The organism is Mycobacterium sp. ITM-2016-00318 (assembly GCF_002968285.2).
In the GTDB taxonomy this organism is placed as follows: domain Bacteria; phylum Actinomycetota; class Actinomycetes; order Mycobacteriales; family Mycobacteriaceae; genus Mycobacterium.
Genome location: NZ_CP134400.1, coordinates 4,526,506 through 4,545,213, shown reverse-complemented (window position 1 = coordinate 4,545,213; position 18,708 = coordinate 4,526,506). Strand labels below are relative to the sequence as shown.

General features: G+C 67.0%; 23 protein-coding genes. 16 read left to right on the top strand and 7 right to left on the bottom strand.

All coding sequences use genetic code 11. From position 1 onward, the window contains the following. The first annotated feature begins 15 nt into the window (after positions 1-15). Genes C6A82_RS22290 through C6A82_RS22275 form a run of 4 tightly spaced genes read left to right on the top strand, consistent with a single transcriptional unit; the run spans position 16 to position 905 of the window. Positions 16-207 (top strand): hypothetical protein, encoded by a 192-nt coding sequence (locus tag C6A82_RS22290; RefSeq protein ID WP_311101475.1) that lies wholly within the window; start codon positions 16-18, stop codon positions 205-207. Next, entirely contained in the window at positions 204-407 is a 204-nt protein-coding gene (locus C6A82_RS22285) for a hypothetical protein (protein ID WP_233216915.1), read from the top strand. The genes C6A82_RS22290 and C6A82_RS22285 overlap by 4 nt, the downstream gene beginning before the upstream one ends. Positions 408-444: 37 nt before the next feature. Further along, positions 445-660 (top strand): DUF3072 domain-containing protein, encoded by a 216-nt coding sequence (locus tag C6A82_RS22280; protein WP_105345042.1) that lies wholly within the window; start codon positions 445-447, stop codon positions 658-660. Continuing rightward, positions 657-905, top strand: coding sequence for a hypothetical protein (locus C6A82_RS22275; RefSeq protein ID WP_105345044.1), 249 nt, complete (start codon positions 657-659; stop codon positions 903-905). Before C6A82_RS22280 ends, C6A82_RS22275 begins: the two co-directional genes overlap by 4 nt. Here C6A82_RS22275 and C6A82_RS22270 read toward each other — a convergent pair. Beyond that, a complete protein-coding gene (locus tag C6A82_RS22270) occupies positions 902-2,407 on the bottom strand; it encodes a carboxyl transferase domain-containing protein (protein WP_105345046.1) in 1,506 nt (501 codons plus the stop codon). The two genes, C6A82_RS22275 and C6A82_RS22270, sit on opposite strands and share 4 nt — an antisense overlap. Before the next feature lie 27 nt (positions 2,408-2,434). Between C6A82_RS22270 and C6A82_RS22265 the strand changes: the two genes are divergently transcribed. The 6 genes from C6A82_RS22265 (at position 2,435) to C6A82_RS22240 (ending at position 8,929) form a co-directional block, all read left to right on the top strand. Further along, entirely contained in the window at positions 2,435-3,169 is a 735-nt protein-coding gene (locus C6A82_RS22265) for an enoyl-CoA hydratase (protein ID WP_105345048.1), read from the top strand. A gap of 3 nt (positions 3,170-3,172) precedes the next feature. Beyond that, positions 3,173-4,297 carry an MBL fold metallo-hydrolase gene (locus C6A82_RS22260; RefSeq protein WP_105345049.1) on the top strand — a complete coding sequence of 375 codons (1,125 nt, stop codon included), beginning with the start codon at positions 3,173-3,175 and terminating at the stop codon, positions 4,295-4,297. 78 nt (positions 4,298-4,375) lie between these two features. Further along, entirely contained in the window at positions 4,376-5,917 is a 1,542-nt protein-coding gene (locus C6A82_RS22255; protein ID WP_396836833.1) for a serine hydrolase, read from the top strand. Continuing rightward, positions 5,914-8,289, top strand: a complete 2,376-nt coding sequence (locus C6A82_RS22250) for a cation-translocating P-type ATPase (RefSeq protein ID WP_105345051.1) — start codon at positions 5,914-5,916, stop codon at positions 8,287-8,289. Before C6A82_RS22255 ends, C6A82_RS22250 begins: the two co-directional genes overlap by 4 nt. 15 nt (positions 8,290-8,304) lie before the next feature. Continuing rightward, complete coding sequence (locus tag C6A82_RS22245) at positions 8,305-8,487, top strand: antitoxin (RefSeq protein ID WP_105345053.1); 183 nt, start codon at positions 8,305-8,307, stop codon at positions 8,485-8,487. 4 nt (positions 8,488-8,491) lie between these two features. Then, positions 8,492-8,929, top strand: a complete 438-nt coding sequence (locus C6A82_RS22240; RefSeq protein WP_105345055.1) for an SRPBCC family protein — start codon at positions 8,492-8,494, stop codon at positions 8,927-8,929. Here the strand turns inward: C6A82_RS22240 and C6A82_RS22235 are convergent. Continuing rightward, positions 8,904-9,485, bottom strand: coding sequence for an isomerase (locus tag C6A82_RS22235; RefSeq protein WP_105345057.1), 582 nt, complete (start codon positions 9,483-9,485; stop codon positions 8,904-8,906). The two genes, C6A82_RS22240 and C6A82_RS22235, sit on opposite strands and share 26 nt — an antisense overlap. A gap of 22 nt (positions 9,486-9,507) precedes the next feature. Between C6A82_RS22235 and C6A82_RS22230 the strand changes: the two genes are divergently transcribed. Both C6A82_RS22230 and C6A82_RS22225 read left to right on the top strand, forming a co-directional pair. Beyond that, positions 9,508-10,398, top strand: a complete 891-nt coding sequence (locus C6A82_RS22230; RefSeq protein ID WP_105345059.1) for an amidohydrolase family protein — start codon at positions 9,508-9,510, stop codon at positions 10,396-10,398. A 122-nt stretch (positions 10,399-10,520) separates the two neighbouring features. After that, positions 10,521-11,246, top strand: a complete 726-nt coding sequence (locus tag C6A82_RS22225) for a 3-keto-5-aminohexanoate cleavage protein (RefSeq protein WP_105345061.1) — start codon at positions 10,521-10,523, stop codon at positions 11,244-11,246. Here C6A82_RS22225 and C6A82_RS22220 read toward each other — a convergent pair. Next, complete coding sequence (locus C6A82_RS22220) at positions 11,236-11,682, bottom strand: cupin domain-containing protein (RefSeq protein WP_105345063.1); 447 nt, start codon at positions 11,680-11,682, stop codon at positions 11,236-11,238. The genes C6A82_RS22225 and C6A82_RS22220 overlap by 11 nt on opposite strands. 46 nt (positions 11,683-11,728) lie before the next feature. Here C6A82_RS22220 and C6A82_RS22215 point away from each other — a divergent pair, with 46 nt between their 5' ends. Genes C6A82_RS22215 through C6A82_RS22205 form a run of 3 tightly spaced genes read left to right on the top strand, consistent with a single transcriptional unit; the run spans position 11,729 to position 13,527 of the window. Beyond that, the gene (locus tag C6A82_RS22215; RefSeq protein WP_105345064.1) at positions 11,729-12,493 is read left to right on the top strand and encodes an alpha/beta hydrolase; all 765 of its coding nucleotides are present in this window, start codon (positions 11,729-11,731) and stop codon (positions 12,491-12,493) included. Between the two features lie 9 nt (positions 12,494-12,502). Then, positions 12,503-12,934: a hypothetical protein gene (locus C6A82_RS22210; protein ID WP_105345066.1), complete on the top strand. Its 432-nt coding sequence runs from the start codon at positions 12,503-12,505 to the stop codon at positions 12,932-12,934. Continuing rightward, positions 12,931-13,527 carry a GNAT family N-acetyltransferase gene (locus C6A82_RS22205; protein WP_105345074.1) on the top strand — a complete coding sequence of 199 codons (597 nt, stop codon included), beginning with the start codon at positions 12,931-12,933 and terminating at the stop codon, positions 13,525-13,527. The genes C6A82_RS22210 and C6A82_RS22205 overlap by 4 nt, the downstream gene beginning before the upstream one ends. Positions 13,528-13,553: 26 nt before the next feature. On the opposite strand, the gene C6A82_RS22200 is transcribed toward C6A82_RS22205, so the two are convergent. The 4 genes from C6A82_RS22200 to C6A82_RS22185 all read right to left on the bottom strand — a co-directional run bounded on the left by C6A82_RS22200 (position 13,554) and on the right by C6A82_RS22185 (position 17,769). Continuing rightward, positions 13,554-13,994, bottom strand: coding sequence for an Hsp20/alpha crystallin family protein (locus C6A82_RS22200; protein WP_105345067.1), 441 nt, complete (start codon positions 13,992-13,994; stop codon positions 13,554-13,556). 152 nt (positions 13,995-14,146) lie between these two features. Next, positions 14,147-14,992 carry a helix-turn-helix domain-containing protein gene (locus C6A82_RS22195; protein ID WP_105345075.1) on the bottom strand — a complete coding sequence of 282 codons (846 nt, stop codon included), beginning with the start codon at positions 14,990-14,992 and terminating at the stop codon, positions 14,147-14,149. 33 nt (positions 14,993-15,025) lie between these two features. Continuing rightward, complete coding sequence (locus C6A82_RS22190) at positions 15,026-16,543, bottom strand: carotenoid oxygenase family protein (protein WP_105345069.1); 1,518 nt, start codon at positions 16,541-16,543, stop codon at positions 15,026-15,028. Then, on the bottom strand, positions 16,543-17,769 hold the full coding sequence (locus C6A82_RS22185) for an acetyl-CoA acetyltransferase (protein WP_105345070.1): 1,227 nt from the start codon (positions 17,767-17,769) through the stop codon (positions 16,543-16,545). The genes C6A82_RS22190 and C6A82_RS22185 overlap by 1 nt, the downstream gene beginning before the upstream one ends. Positions 17,770-18,012: 243 nt before the next feature. Here C6A82_RS22185 and C6A82_RS22180 point away from each other — a divergent pair, with 243 nt between their 5' ends. Then, positions 18,013-18,708, top strand: coding sequence for a GAF and ANTAR domain-containing protein (locus C6A82_RS22180; protein WP_311101474.1), 696 nt, complete (start codon positions 18,013-18,015; stop codon positions 18,706-18,708).

The window sequence follows — 18,708 nt, the reverse complement described above, 5'->3', positions numbered from 1 at the left end:
CACGACAATGGCGGGATGCCCCTCGTCGCGCGGCGGATCGCAGCGTTGCTTGCTGCGATCTCGGCCGCGCTGCACGCAATCATGCTCAACCATGTGGGCAACGTCGCATCGGCGGTGCTGATCGCCGGCATGGCCATCGTCTGCCTGTATTGCGCACGGGAATGTGGCTCTCGGGGTCGACACGGGCCTGGACGCTGGTCGCCGTGATGAACCTCGCCATGGTCGCCGTGCACCTAACGGTCTCCGGCGCCCATCACGTCACCCACGAGTCGGTGGAAGCCGTTGTACCGCAGTCGATCGTCATGACACTGACGATGGGCCTGTCGATGATCGAGGTGCTGATCGCCGTCGCGGTGCTGTGGCTCCGCAGCCGCGGCAATGCACGCGCGGTCGGCAGACCGGAGTAGGGGCTTAAACCCGTTCATTACCGGGCATAGCTAGGCCATGAGTGACGATCCGGGCGCCGCGCCCCAGGAGAACCCGCAGAAGGACCGGTCGGACTGGGCGACAGGGGACGAGCCGATGACCGGCCCGCAACGCAGCTACCTGAACACCCTCGCGCAGGAGGCCGGCGAACAGATTCCGGAGAACCTCACCAAGGCCCAGGCCTCGGAACTGATCGACCGGTTGCAGAATCAGACCGGGCGGGGGAACTCGTGATCTCCGCCGATGACGTGCGACGACTGCTCGAGCACGACGACCCCGAAGCGGTGCTGGTCCTGATCGAGGGACGAATCGAGGTCGTCTCGCCGCGGCAAACAGAATCACCGGAGTACCGAGGCGCGTTGCAGGTGATCTCCCGCGACGATCTTCTGCAACGAATCGGTGCGCAGGACCTGTCAGACCGCGTCATCGAGGAGCAGGCGGCGATTCTGGAGACGACGGTCGCCGAACTCGGCGGTTAGCCGCCCGGGAGCCCGATGCGGCGGTACCGCTCGAATCGGGCGGCCATGCGCTGCTCGTCGGGAACCGCGCGCAGCCGGTGTAGCTCACCCGCGATGGCCGCCGACATCCTTTCGATGAACTCGACAGGTTCATCGGCGGCGTCCGGGAGCTCACCGACGACGACGTCGACGATGCCGTCGCGCAATAGGTCGGCCGACCGGATGCCCTGCGCCGCAGCAAGTTCGGGAGCGTGGTCGACATCGCGGAACACGATCGCGCTCGCGCCCTCAGGCGGTAGCGGCGCGAGCCACCCGTGCAGCGCCGCCAGCACCCGATCGGCGGGCACCATCGCCAGCGCGGGACCGCCGCTGCCCTGCCCGAGCAAGACCGACACCGTCGGCGTATCGAGGGTGACCAACTCGGCAACGCAGCGTGCGATCTCGCCGGCCAGACCGCCCTGCTCGGCCTCGGCCGACAATGCCGGCCCAGCCGTGTCGATCACCGACACCAGCGGCAGCTTCAGCCCCGCGGCCAGCGCCATACCGCGCCGCGCTTCGCGTAATGCGACCGGCCCGACGAGACCTTCTTCTCCTCCTCGCGTGCGGGTCCCCCCGACCAGCCGCTGTTGCCCCAGCACCACCGCCGGTTGGCCGCCGAACCGGGCCAGCGCCAGCAGCGTCGTGGCGCCCTCACCGAAGGCGGTGCCCGACAACAAGGCCCATTCCGTCGCCCCGTGGCGCAGCAGCTGCGCGACGCCGGGGCGGTCCGGCCGTCGCGAAGCCACCACCGAATCCCACGCGGGCACGTCGGGCTGGGGTTCGGTCGGTGGTGCGGGCGGCGGCGGTTCTGGAGCGTCGGCGACGACCTTGAGCGCGCGGTCCAGCACACCGCGAAGGCGGTCCAGCGGGATGACGGCATCGATGACGCCGTGGCGCTGCAGGTTTTCCGCGGTCTGAACGCCGGACGGGAACGGCTCGCCGTAGAGGTGCTCGTACACGCGCGGGCCCAGAAAGCCGATCAGCGCACCCGGCTCGGCGACCGTGATGTGGCCCAGCGAGCCCCACGACGCGAACACTCCGCCGGTGGTGGGGTGGCGCAGGTACACGAGATAGGGCAGATGGGCCCGCTTGTGCAGCTCGACGGCCGCGGCGATCTTGACCATCTGCAGGAACGCGACCGTGCCCTCCTGCATGCGGGTGCCACCCGAACTGGGCGAGGCCAGCAGTGGCAGGCGTTCGGCGGTGGCCCGGGCCACGGCGGCGGTGATGCGTTCGGCGGCGGCCACCCCGATCGATCCGGCGAGGAAGTCGAACTCGCACGCCACCACCGCCACGCGCCTGCCCAGAACACGGCCCTCGCCGGTGATGACCGACTCGTCGAGACCCGTGGCAGCCTCGGCGTCGGCCAGCTCGCGGCGGTACGAGTCGCTGCGGGCGATCGGCACCGGCGGGGAGTCCCAGCTGCGGAAGGATCCCTCATCCAGCACGGCATCCCGCAGCTCGAGGGCACCGATCCGGCTCACAGCCTGACCCTATATAGGCTTGGGCCCATGATTGGAGTGACCCGCAGCGGCCACGTGATGACTTTGGAGATGCAGCGCGCCGAGCGCCGCAACGCGCTCAACAGCGCTCTGGTCGACGGGCTGCGCGAAGCGATCGAGAAGGCCGCAAGCGAGGACGTCCGCGCCGTCGTGGTGACCGGCCAGGGCCACGTGTTCAGCTCGGGTGCCGATCTCAGCGACCCGTCGAGCGTCGCCGAGGAGCTTCCCGACAAGGCGAAGGCGCTCAACCTCGCCATCGACGCGGCGCCGGTGCCCGTGATCGGCGCCATCAACGGGCCCGCGATCGGGGCCGGTGTCATCCTGTCGTTGATCTGCGACCTGCGCGTCGTCGCGCCAGACGCGTACTTCCAGTTTCCCGTCGCGAAATACGGCCTGGCGCTAGACAACTGGAGCATCCGCCGACTGACCTCACTGGTCGGTGCGGGCCGGGCGCGAGGCATGCTGTTCGGAGCGGAACGGCTGACGTCCGACGTCGCGCTGCAGACCGGCATGGCCAACCGGATCGGCACGCTTGCCGACGCGCAGGCGTGGGCTGCTGAGATCGCCGGGTTCGCGCCGCTGGCACTGCAGCACGCCAAGCGAGTGCTCAACGACGACGGCGCCTACGAGGAGCCCCGGCCCGTGCATCAAGAACTCTTCGACAAGGCGTGGAGCAGCCAGGACGTGATCGAGGCGCAGATGGCCCGGATCGAGAAGCGGCCGCCGAACTTCCGGGGGGCCTGACGCATGCTGGGCGCCGCGCTGCGATTCGCGATCGGGACCGCCACCGTTGCGGCCAGCGGGTGGGTGCTGCGGGCCTTGCAGGGAAGCCCCACCGCGGTCGGCGCCCGTCCCGACGAAATCTGGCCCGTCGCCCGGCGATCGCCGAACTATCAGGACGGCGTGTTCGTCAACGTCGATCCCGCGTCGCAGATGAACCTCGAGGCCGAGCAGCGCAACCTGCTCATCCGGGAACTCGTCGGCTCGCGCGACGCCACGCGACCGCACAAACCCGTTCCGCTCGCCGTGCCGGCGAAGGTAGACACCACACCGCTCGACCTCGCCGCCAGCTGGTACGGCCACTCGATGGCGCTGGTCGAGGTCGACGGCTACCGCGTGCTCACCGACCCGATATGGAGCAGGCGGTGTTCGCCGTCGCGGACTGTCGGGCCCGAGCGGATGCACGACGTGCCCATTCCGCTGGAGGCGCTTCCCGCGCTCGACGCGGTGATCATCAGCCACGACCACTACGACCATCTGGACATGGACACCGTCGTCGCGCTCGCCCACAGCCAACGGGCGCCGTTCGTCGTTCCGCTGGGGGTTGGCGCACATCTGCGAAAGTGGCGGATCCCCGCGCACCGCATCGTCGAACTCGACTGGCACGAGAGCCATACGATCGGCGACCTGACGCTGGTGTGCACGCCGGCCCGCCATTTCTCCGGACGGTTGTTCACCCGCAACACCACGCTGTGGGCATCGTGGGTGATCATCGGCCCCCGGCACCGGGCGTTCTTCGGCGGCGACACCGGTTACACGAAGAGCTTCGCCGAGATCGGGAGGGATCACGGGCCGTTCGACATGTCGCTGATGCCCGTCGGCGCGTACCACCCGGCGTGGCCAGACATTCACATGAACCCGGAAGAGGCCGTACGGGCTCATCTCGACATCGCCGAAGCAGGGAAAGGCTTGCTGCTGCCGATCCACTGGGCGACGTTCCGGCTCGCGCCGCATCCGTGGGCCGAGCCCATCGAGCGACTGCTCGCCGCCGCGGAGCCGGCGGGAGTCGAGGTGATCGTGCCGCGCCCGGGCGAACGAGTCGACCCCGCGACACCCAGCGCGCCGTCGACATTCAAGCCGTGGTGGCAGTGATAACCCGCTAGCGTGCTGGCTGTGATCACAGCCCGCCTCGCGTTTGCCCCCGCGCTCGTTCTCGCCGCGACGATGTCGATGGTGGCGGCCTGCGGCTCCGGACCCGCCCAGGACACCAAGCCGTCGGCGCAGGAGACGGCGCCGACGCTGTCTGAGATCCCGCCACCGCTCGTACCCGCCATGCCGTTGCCGGACAACGCGATCGAGAACGCGATCGCCAAGATCGACGGCATCGCCGACGGCCTGATGAAGAAGTCGGGCATCCCGGGCATGGCCGTAGCCGTCGTTCATGGCGGGAAAGCCGTCTACGCCAAGGGTTTCGGTGTCAAGGACATCAAGAAGGGTGAAAAGGTCGACTCGGACACGGTGTTTCAGCTGGCGTCGCTGTCCAAGTCAATCTCCTCGACCGTGGTGGCGCAGCAGGTGAGTGAGAAGGCGATCGGCTGGGATACGCCGGTCGTATCGAAGCTGCCGTGGTTCGCGCTGTCGGATCCTGTGATCACCAAGATGGTCAGCGTCGGCGACATGTTTTCCCACCGGTCCGGGCTGCCCGACCACGCCGGCGACATGCTCGACGATCTGGGGTACGACCGGCGCTACGTGCTCGAGCGGCTTCGCGACCAGCCGCTGGACCCGTTCCGGATCTCCTATGCCTACACCAACTTCGGCCTGACGTCGGCGGCCGAGGCGGTGGCCGTCAACGCGCGCAAGTCGTGGGAGGACCTCGCTGACGACGTGCTGTTCAAGCCGCTCGGCATGGCCTCGACGAGCTTTCGGTTCGCCGACTTCGAAGGCCGGAAGAATCGCGCGCTCGGGCACATCCACATCGACGGCCGCTATGAACCGCGCTATGTCAGGGACCCTCAACCGCAGGCGCCGGCGGGCGGGGTGAGTTCGTCGGTTAACGACCTGACGCACTGGCTGGCGCTGATGTTGGCCGATGGCAGCTACCAGGGCAAGCAGATCGTCGACGCGAAAGCTCTTCTGCCCGCAGTGAGTCCGCAGATCCTGTCGAGCCCGCCGAGTGAACCGGCGATGCGCAGCGGTTTTTACGGCTTCGGCTTCAACGTCGGTACCACATCGGCGGCGCGCACCTCACTGAGTCACTCGGGCGCGTTCGAACTCGGCTCCGGGACGAACTTCGTGATCATCCCGTCGGCCGATGTGGCGATCGTCGCGCTCACCAACGCCACGCCGTCGGGAGTTCCCGAGGCGCTCACCGCCGAATTCGCCGACCGCGTGCAGTTCGGCGAGGTTCGCGAGGATTGGTACACGTTGTACAACAACGTATTCAAGCAGATGGAGGAGCCGGTCGGCTCCCTCTCCGGTAGAAAACCACCCGCGAACCCGGCGCCGTCAGCGCCGCGCGCGTCCTACGTCGGTACGTACAGTAACGCCTACTGGGGCCCAGCAAGGGTCAGCGAGAAAGACGGCAATCTGCACCTCGAGCTGGGGAAGAAGTTGTCTGTGCCGCTGATGAATTGGGACGGCAACGTGTTCACCTACGAGTGGGTCAGCGAGAACTCGCCACCCGGGTCGGTCGGCAAGGCGACGTTTGATCAGAACAAGCTGACACTGGAGTACTACGACGAGGACGGCAAGGGGACATTCACCCGATGACGATCGCCGTCGTCGCCGGTCTGTCCGACGCCGAGGTTGCCCAGCGGGTGGCCGAGGGCCAGACCAACGACGTCCCGACACGAGCCGCGCGCAGCGTCTCGGAGATCGTGCGCGCCAACGTGTTCACGCGGATCAACGCGATCCTCGGCGTGCTGCTGATCATCGTGCTGTCGACCGGTTCGGTGATCAACGGCGCGTTCGGGCTGCTGATCGTCGCCAACAGCGCGATCGGCATCATCCAGGAGCTGCGCGCCAAGCAGACGCTGGACCGGCTCGCCATAGTCGGGCAGGCGAAACCGATGGTGCGCCGAGTGTCCGGCACCGAGCCGCGCGCGCCGAGCGAAGTGGTGCTCGACGACATCATCGAACTCGGTCCCGGCGACCAGATCGTCGTCGACGGCGAGATTGTCGAGGAGGCCAACCTCGAGGTCGACGAGTCGCTGCTCACCGGCGAAGCCGACCCGATCGCCAAGGATGCGGGCGAGCGGGTGATGTCGGGTAGCTTCGTCGTCGCGGGCAGCGGTGCCTACCGGGCCACCAAGGTGGGCCGAGAGGCTTACGCCGCCAAGCTCGCCGAAGAAGCCAGCAAGTTCACGCTGGTGAAATCCGAACTGCGCAGTGGGATCAACAAGATCTTGCAGTTCATCACCTATCTGCTCGTCCCGGCAGGCCTGCTGATCATCTACACCCAACTGTTCACCACCGATGCCGGTTGGCGGGATTCGGTGCTGCGGATGGTGGGCGCACTGGTGCCGATGGTGCCCGAGGGCCTGGTGCTGATGACGTCGATTGCCTTCGCGGTGGGCGTGATTCGGCTCGGCAGGCGGCAGTGCCTGGTCAACGAGCTGCCCGCTATCGAGGGCCTGGCCCGCGTCGACGTGGTCTGCGCCGACAAGACCGGCACGCTGACCGAGAACGGTATGCGGGTGTCGGATCTGCAGCAGTTGGACGAGGGCGACGTCGAAAACGTGCTCGCGCAGATGGCCGCCGACGACCCGCGCCCGAACGCCAGCATGGCCGCCATCGGTGAGGCCTACAAGATGCCGCCGGGCTGGACCGCCAGTGCAAGCGCACCGTTCAAGTCGGCGACCAAATGGAGCGGGACGTCTTACGGCGACAACGGGAACTGGGTGATCGGTGCGCCGGACGTGCTGCTCGACCCGGCGTCTGCAGTCGCCGAGCAGGCCGAGCGGATCGGCAGCCGAGGCGTGCGGGTGCTGCTGCTCGGGTCGAGCGACCTGCCCGTCGACCACCCGGGCGCACCGGGCACGGTGACACCCGTCGCGTTGGTGGTGCTCGAGCAGCGGATCCGGCCCGACGCCCGCGACACCTTGGATTACTTCGCCTCCCAGAACGTTTCGATCAAGGTCATTTCCGGTGACAACGCGGTGTCGGTCGGTGCGGTAGCGGGTTCGCTCGGCCTGGCGGGCGCGACCATGGACGCCCGCGAGCTGCCGTCGGAGCCTCACCAACTGGCCGACGCACTCGAGGAGTGCACCACCTTCGGCCGGGTGCGGCCCGATCAGAAGCGCGCCATGGTCCATGCGCTGCAGTCACGTGGACACACCGTCGCGATGACCGGCGACGGCGTCAACGACGTGCTGGCGCTCAAGGACGCCGACATCGGCGTCGCGATGGGCGCGGGCAGCGCGGCATCACGTGCGGTGGCCCAGATCGTGCTGTTGGACAACAAGTTCGCGACACTGCCCCATGTGGTCGGCGAGGGCCGCAGGGTGATTGGCAACATCGAACGCGTCTCGAACCTGTTCCTGACCAAGACGGTCTACTCGGTTCTGCTCGCCGTCCTGGTCGGATTCGCGGGGCTGGCGTCGAAGTTCTTCGGCTCCGACCCGCTGTTGTTTCCGTTCCAGCCGATTCACGTCACCATCGCGGCCTGGTTCACCATCGGCATTCCTTCGTTCATCCTGTCGCTGGCGCCCAACAACGAGCGGGCGCACCCGGACTTCGTCCGGCGCGTGATGACGCAGGCGCTGCCGTCCGGGGTCATCGTCGGCGCCGCGACCTTCGCGTCCTACCTGGCGGCCTATGAGGGCCGCGAAGCAGGAGCACAACAGCAGACGCAGGCCTCGACGGCAGCGCTGATCACGTTGCTGGTGACCGCGCTGTGGGTGCTGGCCGTCGTGGCCCGCCCCTACGAGTGGTGGCGGGTGGCGCTGGTCGCCTTCTCGGGTCTGGCGTATCTGGTGATCTTCTCCATTCCGCTAGCTCAGAAGGTATTCATGCTCGATCCCTCGAACGTCGCGGTGACCACTGTTGCGCTGGTGATCGGGGTCGTGGGCGCGGTTGTCATCGAGATGTTGTGGTGGGTTCAGGGCGCGTTCATCGGCGAACGACGACGGCTCTGGAGGTAGCGGTAGGGTGACCCCATGGGATTTCTAGACAAGGTAAAGGGCCTGGTAGCCAAGAACGCCGACAAGGTTGACACCGCGATCGACAAGGCAGGCGACATCGTCGACAAGAAGACCCAGGGCAAGTACACCGGCCACGTCGCCAAGGTGCAGGACGCTGCGAAGAAGGCCGTCGACAAGACAAACCCGCAGACCCCGTAGATCTATGGCCAAACTGTCCGTCTCCGTTGACGTTCCACTGCCGCCGGAGAAGGCGTGGGAGTGCGCATCTGACCTGTCCCGTTTCAAGGAATGGCTGACGATTCACCGGGTGTGGCGCAGCAAGCTGCCCGAAACCCTGGAGAAGGGCACGGTCATCGTGTCCATCGTCGAAGTGAAGGGCATGCCCAACCGGATCAATTGGACCATTGTCCACTTCAAGCCGCCCGAGGCGATGACGCTCAACGGCGAAGGCGTCGGTGGCGTGAAGGTCAAGCTGATCGGCAAGGTCAAGCCGTCCGGTGACGGGTCCACCGTCACGTTCGACGTCCACCTCGGCGGGCCCGCGTTGTTCGGCCCGATCGGCATGGTGGTGGCCGCGGCCCTCAAGGGCGACATCCGCGAGTCGCTGGACAGGTTCAAGAGGGTTTTCGCCGGCGCCTGAAGCGTTTGGCGACGAGCCTGCCGAACTCCACCGTCGACCGACGGACCGATTCGAGTTCCAGCGAGACGAACAAGGTGTCGACCATCGCGAACGGCAGCGTCGTCATCACCGCCCCGCGGCCGTATTCGATGTGGAACGAGCCGGGCGCGATGGTCAGCCCGCGCGCCCGGCCCCTCTCAAGGCAGGTGTGCTCGCCCGGACGAAGTGTCATCGGGGTCAGGTCGTCTGATTCCAGGTCGTAGGAATCGATTTGGCCCGCGATCAGGAATTTGTGGATGTCGACGTGCTTGTAACGGCCCGAAAATCCCTGTGTGCCAGTGGGAGACCCGAACATCACGACATATTCGCGTGGGCTGAAGTACAGGAAGCGCACCTTGCCCAGGATCCCACCCGCCTTGCTGCCCACCCAGCGGCCAGGCGTTGCATCGATCAGATCGGGATATGCCGCGGCAAGTAGCTCCGTCGTCCGCGTGATGAGCTCGCCACCCGCCAAGGGTTGTGCGGCGACCTCTTTGGCGACCGCGGCCAGCACATCTTGGTCGATCTTGTACGACATCGTTAGAGACTAGGCTGCAACGATGGCCGGGGAAAAGTACGCATACGGCATCGATTTCGATGCCGTCGACGCAATCGACATCCACGCTCACATCGAGGCCGATGACCACGGCCACTGCGCGTACGACGACGAGCTGATCACCGCGACGAAGCAGTACTTCAAGCTCGACTCCGAACCGACCACCGTCGACTCCGTCGCCGACTACTACCGGCAGCGCAACACCGCTGCGGTGGTGTTCACCATCGACTCCCAGACCGCGTCCGGTCGTGAACCCAACTCCGTGGAGAACCTCATCGAGGGCGCAGCGCGCAACAACGACGTGCTGATCCCGTTCGGCTCCGTCGACCCGCTCACCGGTGGCCGCGCCGTCGCCGGGGTGCAGCGACAGATCGAGTTGGGCGTCAAGGGCTTCAAGTTCCATCCGAGCCTGCAGGGCTTCGAGCCCAACGACCGTGTCCACTACCCGATCTATACGGCGATCGCGGAGGCAGGCGTGCCCGTGCTCTTCCACACCGGCCAGACCGGCATCGGCTCCGGGCTGCCCGGCGGGCACGGGGTCAAGCTGCGCTACTCCGACCCGATGCTGCTCGACGACGTCGCCGCCGACTTCCCCGAGTTGACGATCGTGATGGCTCACCCCGCGGTGCCGTGGGTCGACGCGCAGATCGCCATCGCCCAGCACAAGGCGAATGTGTTCATCGACCTGTCGGGCTGGTCGCCGAAGTACTTCCCGCCGCAGTTGGTCCGCGCGGCCAACCGGGCGCTGAGCGGCAAGGTGCTGTTCGGCACCGACTACCCCTACATCGAGGTGGACCGCTGGCGTCGCGACTTCGAGGCGCTGGACATGAAACCCGAGGTGCTGCCGCTGATCTTCAAGCAGAACGCCCTTCGCGTTCTCGGGGTCACCTCTTAGCGCGAGCTGGGCCCACGCGCCAGCTGGGGAACGCAAAAGGACCCGACACGCCGGAGGAAAGGGGCTTTTACGTCTCAGTGTCAGCAGTGAAAATATTGAACCCAGCGGTGGAGAATGGGGGCATGCCACGGCTCGTGAGCTACCTCAAGGCATGCCTCAACGGTGCCCGCACCCCGGATCAGCACCCGAATCTGCCGGTGAGTCCCGACCAACTCGCCGCGGCGGCGGTCGACGCGCACCGGGCGGGCGCCAAGGCGGTGCACGTGCACCCCAAGACCGTCGACGGCGTCGACTCGTTGCAACCCCAGGTCGTCGCGGCGGCGGTCGACGCGGTGCGACACGCTATGCCGGGCTTGCCGCTCGGGGTGACGACGGGCTTCTGGGCGATGTCGGATCCCGACGAACGGCTGCGCACCGTGGAGGGCTGGACGGTGTTGCCCGATTTCGCGTCGGTGAACTGGCACGAGCCCGGATCTGAGCCGTTGGCGCACCAGTTGCTGCAGATGGGCGTCGGCGTCGAGGTCGGCATCTTCCACGCCGAGGCGGCTGCGGCGTGGGCGAAGTCGGAGATGGTCGCGCACTGCATGCGGGTGATGGTCGAACTCGGTCCCGACGGCGACACCGCCACCGCCGACGCCGTACTGCGCGAGGTGCTGGCGGCCGGTTCGCCGGCTCCCGTCCTGCTGCACGGTATGAACGAAAGCTGTTGGCCGCTGCTGGAACACGCGGGCGCACGCGGCTTACAGACGCGGATCGGGCTGGAGGACACCCTGCTGCTGCCCGATGGCTCCACCGCCCCCGACAACGCCGCACTGGTTTCGGCGGCGGTACGGCTGCTCAGTCGGTAGGAGCGCCCAACGCGAAGTCCGCGAAGTCGAAGCCGGGCACCACGACACAGCTGACCAGCGACGGCTCGTCGTCCCGCGGACGGGCGCGTTGCCAGTGCCCCTCCGGGACGACAAGCTGCGGCCCCTCGCCCGCTGCGATGTCGGCCCCGAGCAGATGCGTTGTCGCAGTCGATTGTTCGGCGCCGACCTCGAGCAGCAGCGGACTTCCGCGGTGATAGAGCCACAGCTCCGCGCTGCGCACGGTGTGCCAGGCCGACTGCTGGCCGGGCATGAGCAGGAACAAGATTGCGGTTCCGGCGCTGCGCGCGCCGGCGTAGTCGGGCGGTAGCGCCGACTGCGGCATCGTCAACCCGCTGCGCCACGTCTCGCGGTACCAGCCACCCTCGGGGTGAGGTGACAGATCGAGCCGCTGCGCCCAATCGGGTAATTCGCTCATCGCATTACCGCCCTCAATGTCGTGTCAAAGACCCACACTAGAGACGATGTCGAATGTCGCGCCGCCGATTGTGCTGATCCACGGGCTGTGGTTGTCGGCCGATAGCTGGCAGGGCTGGGTCGACACGTATCGGGCGGCCGACCGCATCGTGCACGCACCGGACTGGCCCGCAGACCCCGGTATCGGATTGGCCGCGGCCACCGACCACTTCGACGCGTTCGTCCGCTCCCTGCCCGACGCACCGATCATCATCGGGCACTCAATGGGCGCACTGGTCACGCAGTTGCTGCTCGACCGCGGGCTGGGCGTGGCGGGGGTGGCCATCGCGCCGTCGAAGCCGCGCGGCGTGCTGCGGGCGCCGCTGTCGATGTGGCGGTCGGTATGGCCGTGGCTGCGCGATCCCCGTAACCGGGGCCAAGCCGTGCCGATCAGCCCGTCCCACTTTCACTACGTGTTCGCCAACACGATTCCGCGTGCCGACTCCGACCGCTGGCACGAGAAGCTGGCGATCCCCGCTCCGGGCAGCGTGCTGTTCGACGTGGCCGCCGCAGACTTCCTCCCGAGGGCGCGAGCGGCCAGTGCGATCGACTTCGCGAATTCCGACCGCGCGCCGCTGCTGTTGATCGCGGGCGACCGCGACCACGTCATTCCGGAGTCGGTGGTCTATGAGAACTTCAATCGGTACCGGCGCTCGTCGGCGCCGACGGACTTCAAGGTGTTCCACGGCAGGCCGCACCTCATCACGGTGCTCGACGGCTGGCAGGACGTCGCCGATCACGCACTGGCCTGGACCATGCGCCACACCCGATAGTGTCGACTCATGCTTCGACTGAGCCCGGGCTGGCTGGTGGCGTTCTGTGCCGCCATCCTCGCGGTCGTCGTGTGGCTGCCCTGGCTGACCACGCAAGCAGCCGGCGGCGGTCGCGCCAATGCCGTCGGCGGGGTGCAGGGGAATCTGACGCTGCCGCCCCACTTCAGCGCGGGTCAATTGATCGCACTTCTGGCCTCCACGCTGCTCGTCGCGGGAGCGATGGCGGCGCGCGGATTGTCGGCTCGCGCGGCATCGTCTGCGGCCCTGGCGATCTCGGTGCTGATCGCGGTTCTGACGTTGTGGTATTACCGGCTGTATGTTCATGGGCCGGTGTCCGCAGCCTACGGCTTCTACATCAGCTCGGCCGTGACCGTCCTTGCCATCGCACTGTCGGTGTGGACGATGGTGGCGGCGTGGTCATCGGTCGGGCGGCGGCGATGAGCGGCTTCATCGAACCGGTGACGTTGACGGGTAAACGCTGGGTGAGGCTGGAACCCCTTAGCCGTGAGCATGTTCCGGAGATCGCGTCCGCGTCGGCCGACGGTGATGTGGGCGCCCTGTGGTTCACCGGCGCACCGTCGCCGCAGACCGCCGCCCAGTGGGTGAACATGCGGCTCGGGCTGCAGAGCCCGGACACCGGGGTGACGTTCGTGGTGCGCCGCCTCGACGGCACTCTGGTCGGCTCGTCGAGCTACCTCAACGTCGACCCGCCCAACCGTAGGCTCGAGATCGGCAACACCTGGTACGGCGCGTCGGCACGTCGCAGCGGCATCAACTCAGAGACCAAGCTGCTGATGCTGACCCACGCCTTCGAGGTATTGCACTGCGTGGCAGTCGAATTCCGCACCCACCTCTTCAACTTCGCCAGCCGAACAGCGATCGAGCGGCTGGGCGCAAAGCTCGACGGCGTGCTGCGCAGCCACCAGTTGGTGCCCGACGGGACGCGGCGCGACACCGCGGTGTACTCGATCCTGGATGTCGAGTGGCCCACCGTTCGAACGCATCTGCAGTTCCGGTTGGACCGCCACGGCTAGCGCCGCGACCCGTCGCAGCAGCGGTACTAGTCGGCGTCGACGGTGATGCTCTTCTGGGCGCCACCGTGTGCGACGTCGATCTTGCGCGGCTTCGCGCGTTCGGCCATCGGGATGGTCACCGTGAGCACGCCGTTCTCGTAGGTCGCCGAGATGGCGCTGGTGTCGACCCCCTCGCCGAGGGACAGCTGACGCCGGTACTTGCCGAAGAAGCGTTCATTGGTCAGCCATTGAGCGGAGTCGTCGCTGCGTGCCGTGCGGTGTGCCGAGATCGTCAGCGTGCCGTTGTCGACATCGACGTCGACCGAACCGGGGTCGACACCGGGCAGGTCGGCGGTCAGCACGTAGTGGTCGTCGATCTTGCACAGGTCCATCGGCATGAACCGAGGAGTGCGGTTTGATCCGGTCTGGCTGGTAAGGAAGCCCCGGGTCAATGCATCAAGGTCACTGAACGGATCAAAACGAAGCACAGCAATTCACCTCCCACGTCGTCTCAAGAGCCCGCCACCCTGGCGGGCAGCCAAATCACTGTGCAGCGCCGATATTAGCACTCTCGCCTGACGAGTGCTAGTGCGAAACCGCTGACAGATCGCTTTTCGGCGCATTTTTTCAAGGCGCGGGGCTACCGGGCCGCGACCTCGGCGCCGTGCAGCGGCCGGGTGCACTGGTCGCAGGTGACGACTGCGGTGAAGCGTCTGCCGCACGCCGTGTGTGTCAGCAGAACCGCCGGTCCTTCCGGCGCAGGGAACCAGCGCTGGGCCCACTGCAGCGCGGCGATGAGAACGGGGAAGAGGGCACGGCCCTTCTCGGTGAGGCCATAACGTCCGTCCGCTGCGATGAGCACCCCATTGGCGACGAAGAGGGAGAGTCGGTCGGCGAGGGACCCGGGCGGGGCACCGAGCTGGGTCTGGAAGTCGGTGAACCGGCTCATCCCGACGAACGCGGCGACCAGCAGCGCGAAGCCCCAGCGGTTGCCGAGCACGCTCATCGTCTGGGGGAACAGCCCGGCCTGGCGTTGATCCGATCGTCGCCTGGTCGCCGACGTCGGCACCGAGCGCGGCCAGGAACCGCTCGGACCCCATTGTGCGACAACGTCTTTGTCGTTGACGGCTTCGCCGCATGCGCGGCAGGTCAGCTGCGGGGAGAACTCGGCCTGGCAACCGGTGTGCCGCATCGCGGGCAGGGCGCCGGCGTGCTCGGGCACCCAGCGCCGCTCCCACTCCCAGATCGACACCAGCACAGGCCACACCGAGCGGCTCCGCGCGGTGGTCAGGTACTCGAAGCGCGGCGGGTTCGTCTGATAGACACGGCGTTCCAGCAATCCGTCGTCGGCCAGCGACTTGAGACGGTTCGACAGGACCGAATGCGAGATCGGCAGGCGCGACTGGAAATTGCCGTAGCGGGTGGCGCCCGTCAGGGCCTGCTGGAGCACCAGCAGCGTCCACTCGTCGCCGAGCACTCCGAGCATCCTGGCGACAGCGTTCGGCTCCGAACGCACCACCTACAGCCCGATCGCCGCGGCTGCGTCGTCGGTGTCGTGCCAGCGCCGCAGCGATGATCCGTCGGCCCACGTCGAGTGGGTGCCGCTGGAAATCCGCTCGGGCAGTTGTAGTCTGCACACTGGGCCGTCGGTTACCCTGGCCGCGTCGAACACCAGACAATAGGACGCGTCGTCGTTCATATCGGTGGTCAGGGTCACCAGATATCCGTCGTCCTCGCCCGTGCTGCCGACGCGCGGCGCCATCGCCGTCTCGCTGCCGTAGACACCGTCGTCGAATGAGTAGCGCTCCTCGGCGCCGGTCTTCAGGTCGTGCTTGACGAGGCCGTCGAACAGGAACCAGCCCGGCCGGGCCGAGGCGGCGTAGGTGTAGCGGTAGTCGAGCCCGCCGTAGGCCGAGTTGATCCTGCCGAACTCGGTGATGGTGTCGGTCAGTTGCTCCTCGGTGCTGGCGCCGGTGACGAGGTTGAACCGCCAGCGACGAAGCCGGGTCTGCAGCCGGTCTAGCGCGAGGAAGCGGAAGGCTTTCTGCCAACGATCACCGGTCAGGCTGTCGACCGGTGCGGGATCGCCCTCGTAGAAGCCGTCGAGCACGATCTCGTCGACGTCCTCGTAGGCGTTGGTGAAGTGCAGCACGAACGTCGGGTCGGCCTCGAACCACCTGATGTCGTCCGGCCCGCCGCGACGCGGGATGACCGCGAACCGCGAGGGCATTTCCGGATGGAAGCCGGGCAGGTGGATATCGGCTTGGAGCAGCCTGGGGTCCCAGAACATCGGAAAGTCGTTCAGGATCGCGTAGTTCGGGGTGAACGCCATGTCGTGGGGCAGCCGCGGGCCGGGCAGTGGGATATCGGTGAGATGCACCAGGTCGTTGCCGGCGTCGACCACGCCGTAGCGCATGTACGGCGCCTGCTTGCTGTAGCTGAAGAACAACAGTTCGCCGGTGGCGTCGTCGACCTTCGGATGTGCTGACACGCCCCACTCGGTCGGGAAGCCGCCGTTGAAATCTTCCTTGCCGACGGTCTCGGCTGTCAGCGGGTTGACGCGGTAGAGGTCTCCGCATTGGTAAAAGCTGGTCAGTGCGGTGCCGCGGTGCACGATCACGTCGGTGCTTGAAGCGTCCTTCATCAGGGTCCGCGCACCCCAGCCGTAGTCACGCTTGGCGGCCTGCACAGGCTCGGCGAGACCCGGCCACAGCGCGCCGCCTGCTTCATTCTCGGCCAGCAACCCGTCGGTACGGATGAACCTGTTGCGGTAGAACGCCTTTCCGTCCCTAAAGCCGACGACGTGGATCATGCCGTCGCCGTCGAACGGGTGGTAGAACTTCAACGATGGATGCAGCGGGTTCTCGGTGTTGCGTAGGTACACCCCGTCCAGATCACACGGGATCTCGCCGTCGACGACGGTGAGATCGCCGGCATCCCACTCGGTGGTCTGCGGCCGCCACGGGCCGGTCCGGTACGGATGGTCGTCGTCCTCGGGCAGCGTCGACAGGTACTTGCCAACCACCTCGACATCCATCAGAACTCCTCTGCCGATCCGACGACGAAGCTGACCGTGGTGGCCGTACTACCGCCGAAGTTCAACGTGCCGAACGTCTTTGCGCCCTCGACCTGATAGCCACCGGCTTTGTCGCTGACCTGCTTGGCCGCGTCGAGCAGCATCCGCACCCCCGATGCGCCGACGGGGTGGCCGCCGCCGATGAGCCCGCCGCTGGGGTTGATCGGCAGCGCCCCGCCGATCTCGATCTCGCCGTTCTCGATCGCCTTCCACGATTCGCCCGGGCCGGTGAGCCCGATGTGGTCGATCGCGAGGTATTCGCTCGGCGTGAAGCAGTCGTGCACCTCGAAGCCGTCGACGTCGTCGAGGCCGACGTTGGCGCGGCCGAACGCGTCGAGCACGGCGCCGCGGACATGTGGGAGCACATAGGGCTCGTCGGAGGAGCGGTCCAGCTTCTGCTGCAGGCCCAGCCCGACGGTGCGGTGCCCCCAGCCGTCGATCCGCCCGATCGGGCGGGCGTCGGGGTGGTCGCGCAGGTAGTCGTCGGTCACCAGGACCACACCGGCACCTCCGTCGGTCATCTGGCTGCAGTCGAACCGACGCAGCCGGCCGTCGATGACAGGGTTGACCTCATCGTCTGTGCCCGCGCGCAGATCCGGAACGTTCCAGCCGCGCGTCTGGGCGTTGGGATTCGATCGTGCGTTGCCGAAGTTCAGGCAGGCGATCGCGCGCAGATGGCTTTCGTCGAGACCGAACCGCTTGTCATACTCGTCGGCGACGCGGGCGAACATGCTGGGCCACATGAACTTCGCGTCGGCGCCTTCGTGCCCGATCCAGCCCGCCGCGCCGAGGTGTTCGGCAGCGGTGTCGCCCGGGACGGTCTTCTCCAACTCGATGCCGACCACCAACGCGGTGCGGTATGCGCCGGAGCGCAGGTCGGCGATCGCGGCCAGTGTCGCGACGCTGCCCGAGGCACAGGCCGCCTCATGCCGCGACGACGGCGTATCCCAGAGCCCTTCGTGCACCGTGGCGGGCATCGCCCCGAGGTGAGCCTGGCGCGCGAACAACTCGCCGAACGCGTTGGCGACGTGTACGACGTCGATCGCGTCGGCGTCAACGCCCGCGGCGTCAAGGGTCGAGGCGACCACCTCGGTGGTGAGGTCTGCGAAATCGAGGCCTTCGCGACTCAGGTTGCGACTGAAGTCGCTCTGGTAGCCGCCGAGAATCCAGACGTTGGAGGACCCCATACGCCGCGACGATACTACAACTAACAGAGTGACTGTGGGGAGCGGGCACCGCGGTAGGGTCGGCCCCGCCGGCTTCTGGTCTGAACCGACGAGACCTCAGTGAGCGCAGCGGTCGACCGCGGCTCTCACCTGACCCGCAGCATTGCCAAGCACAGCGAAGAACAAACGTTGATCAGCCAAGAGCCGACAGACGGTATAACCCCGGCGGTGTGCGGAGGGGCTGCATGGGGAACACTTCAAGTCATGACCGAGCAGCAGGACCACGATCTGGCTGTGCGGATGGCCGATTTGGCCCGCACCGTAGCGGGGCCACGCAGTGTGAACGACGTGCTCTCCGACGTCACCACCGCAGTGATGGAACTGATCCCGGGCACTGACACCGCCGGGGTGCTGATGATCGGCAAGGGTGGGAAGTTCGAGTCGCTGGCGGGCATCACCGAGTTGCCGCACAAGCTCGATGAATTGCAGATGACGTTCAACGAGGGGCCGTGTGTGCAGGCGGCCCTCGACGAAGTGATCGTGCGTACCGATGATTTCCGCACCGAGAACCGCTGGCCGAAATACTCGCCGGCCGTTGTCGAGCTGGGTGTGCTCAGCGGGGTGTCGTTCAAGCTGTACACCACCAGTCGAACCGCTGGCGCGCTGAACTTGTTCTCGTTCAAGCCCCACGCGTTCGACGGGCAGGACGAGACGATCGGCACGGTACTGGCGGCCCACGCGGCGGCGGCCATCCTGGCCAGTCGCGAGGGGGAGGAGCTTCAGTCGGCGCTGAGCACCCGCGACCGTATCGGCCAGGCCAAGGGCATCATCATGGAGCGCTTCAACGTCGACGACGTCCGGGCCTTCGACATGTTGCGCAAGCTGTCCCAGGACAGCAACACCCGGCTGGTCGATATCGCCCAGCGCGTCATCGACACCAGGGGTGACGGCGCTCGCTGA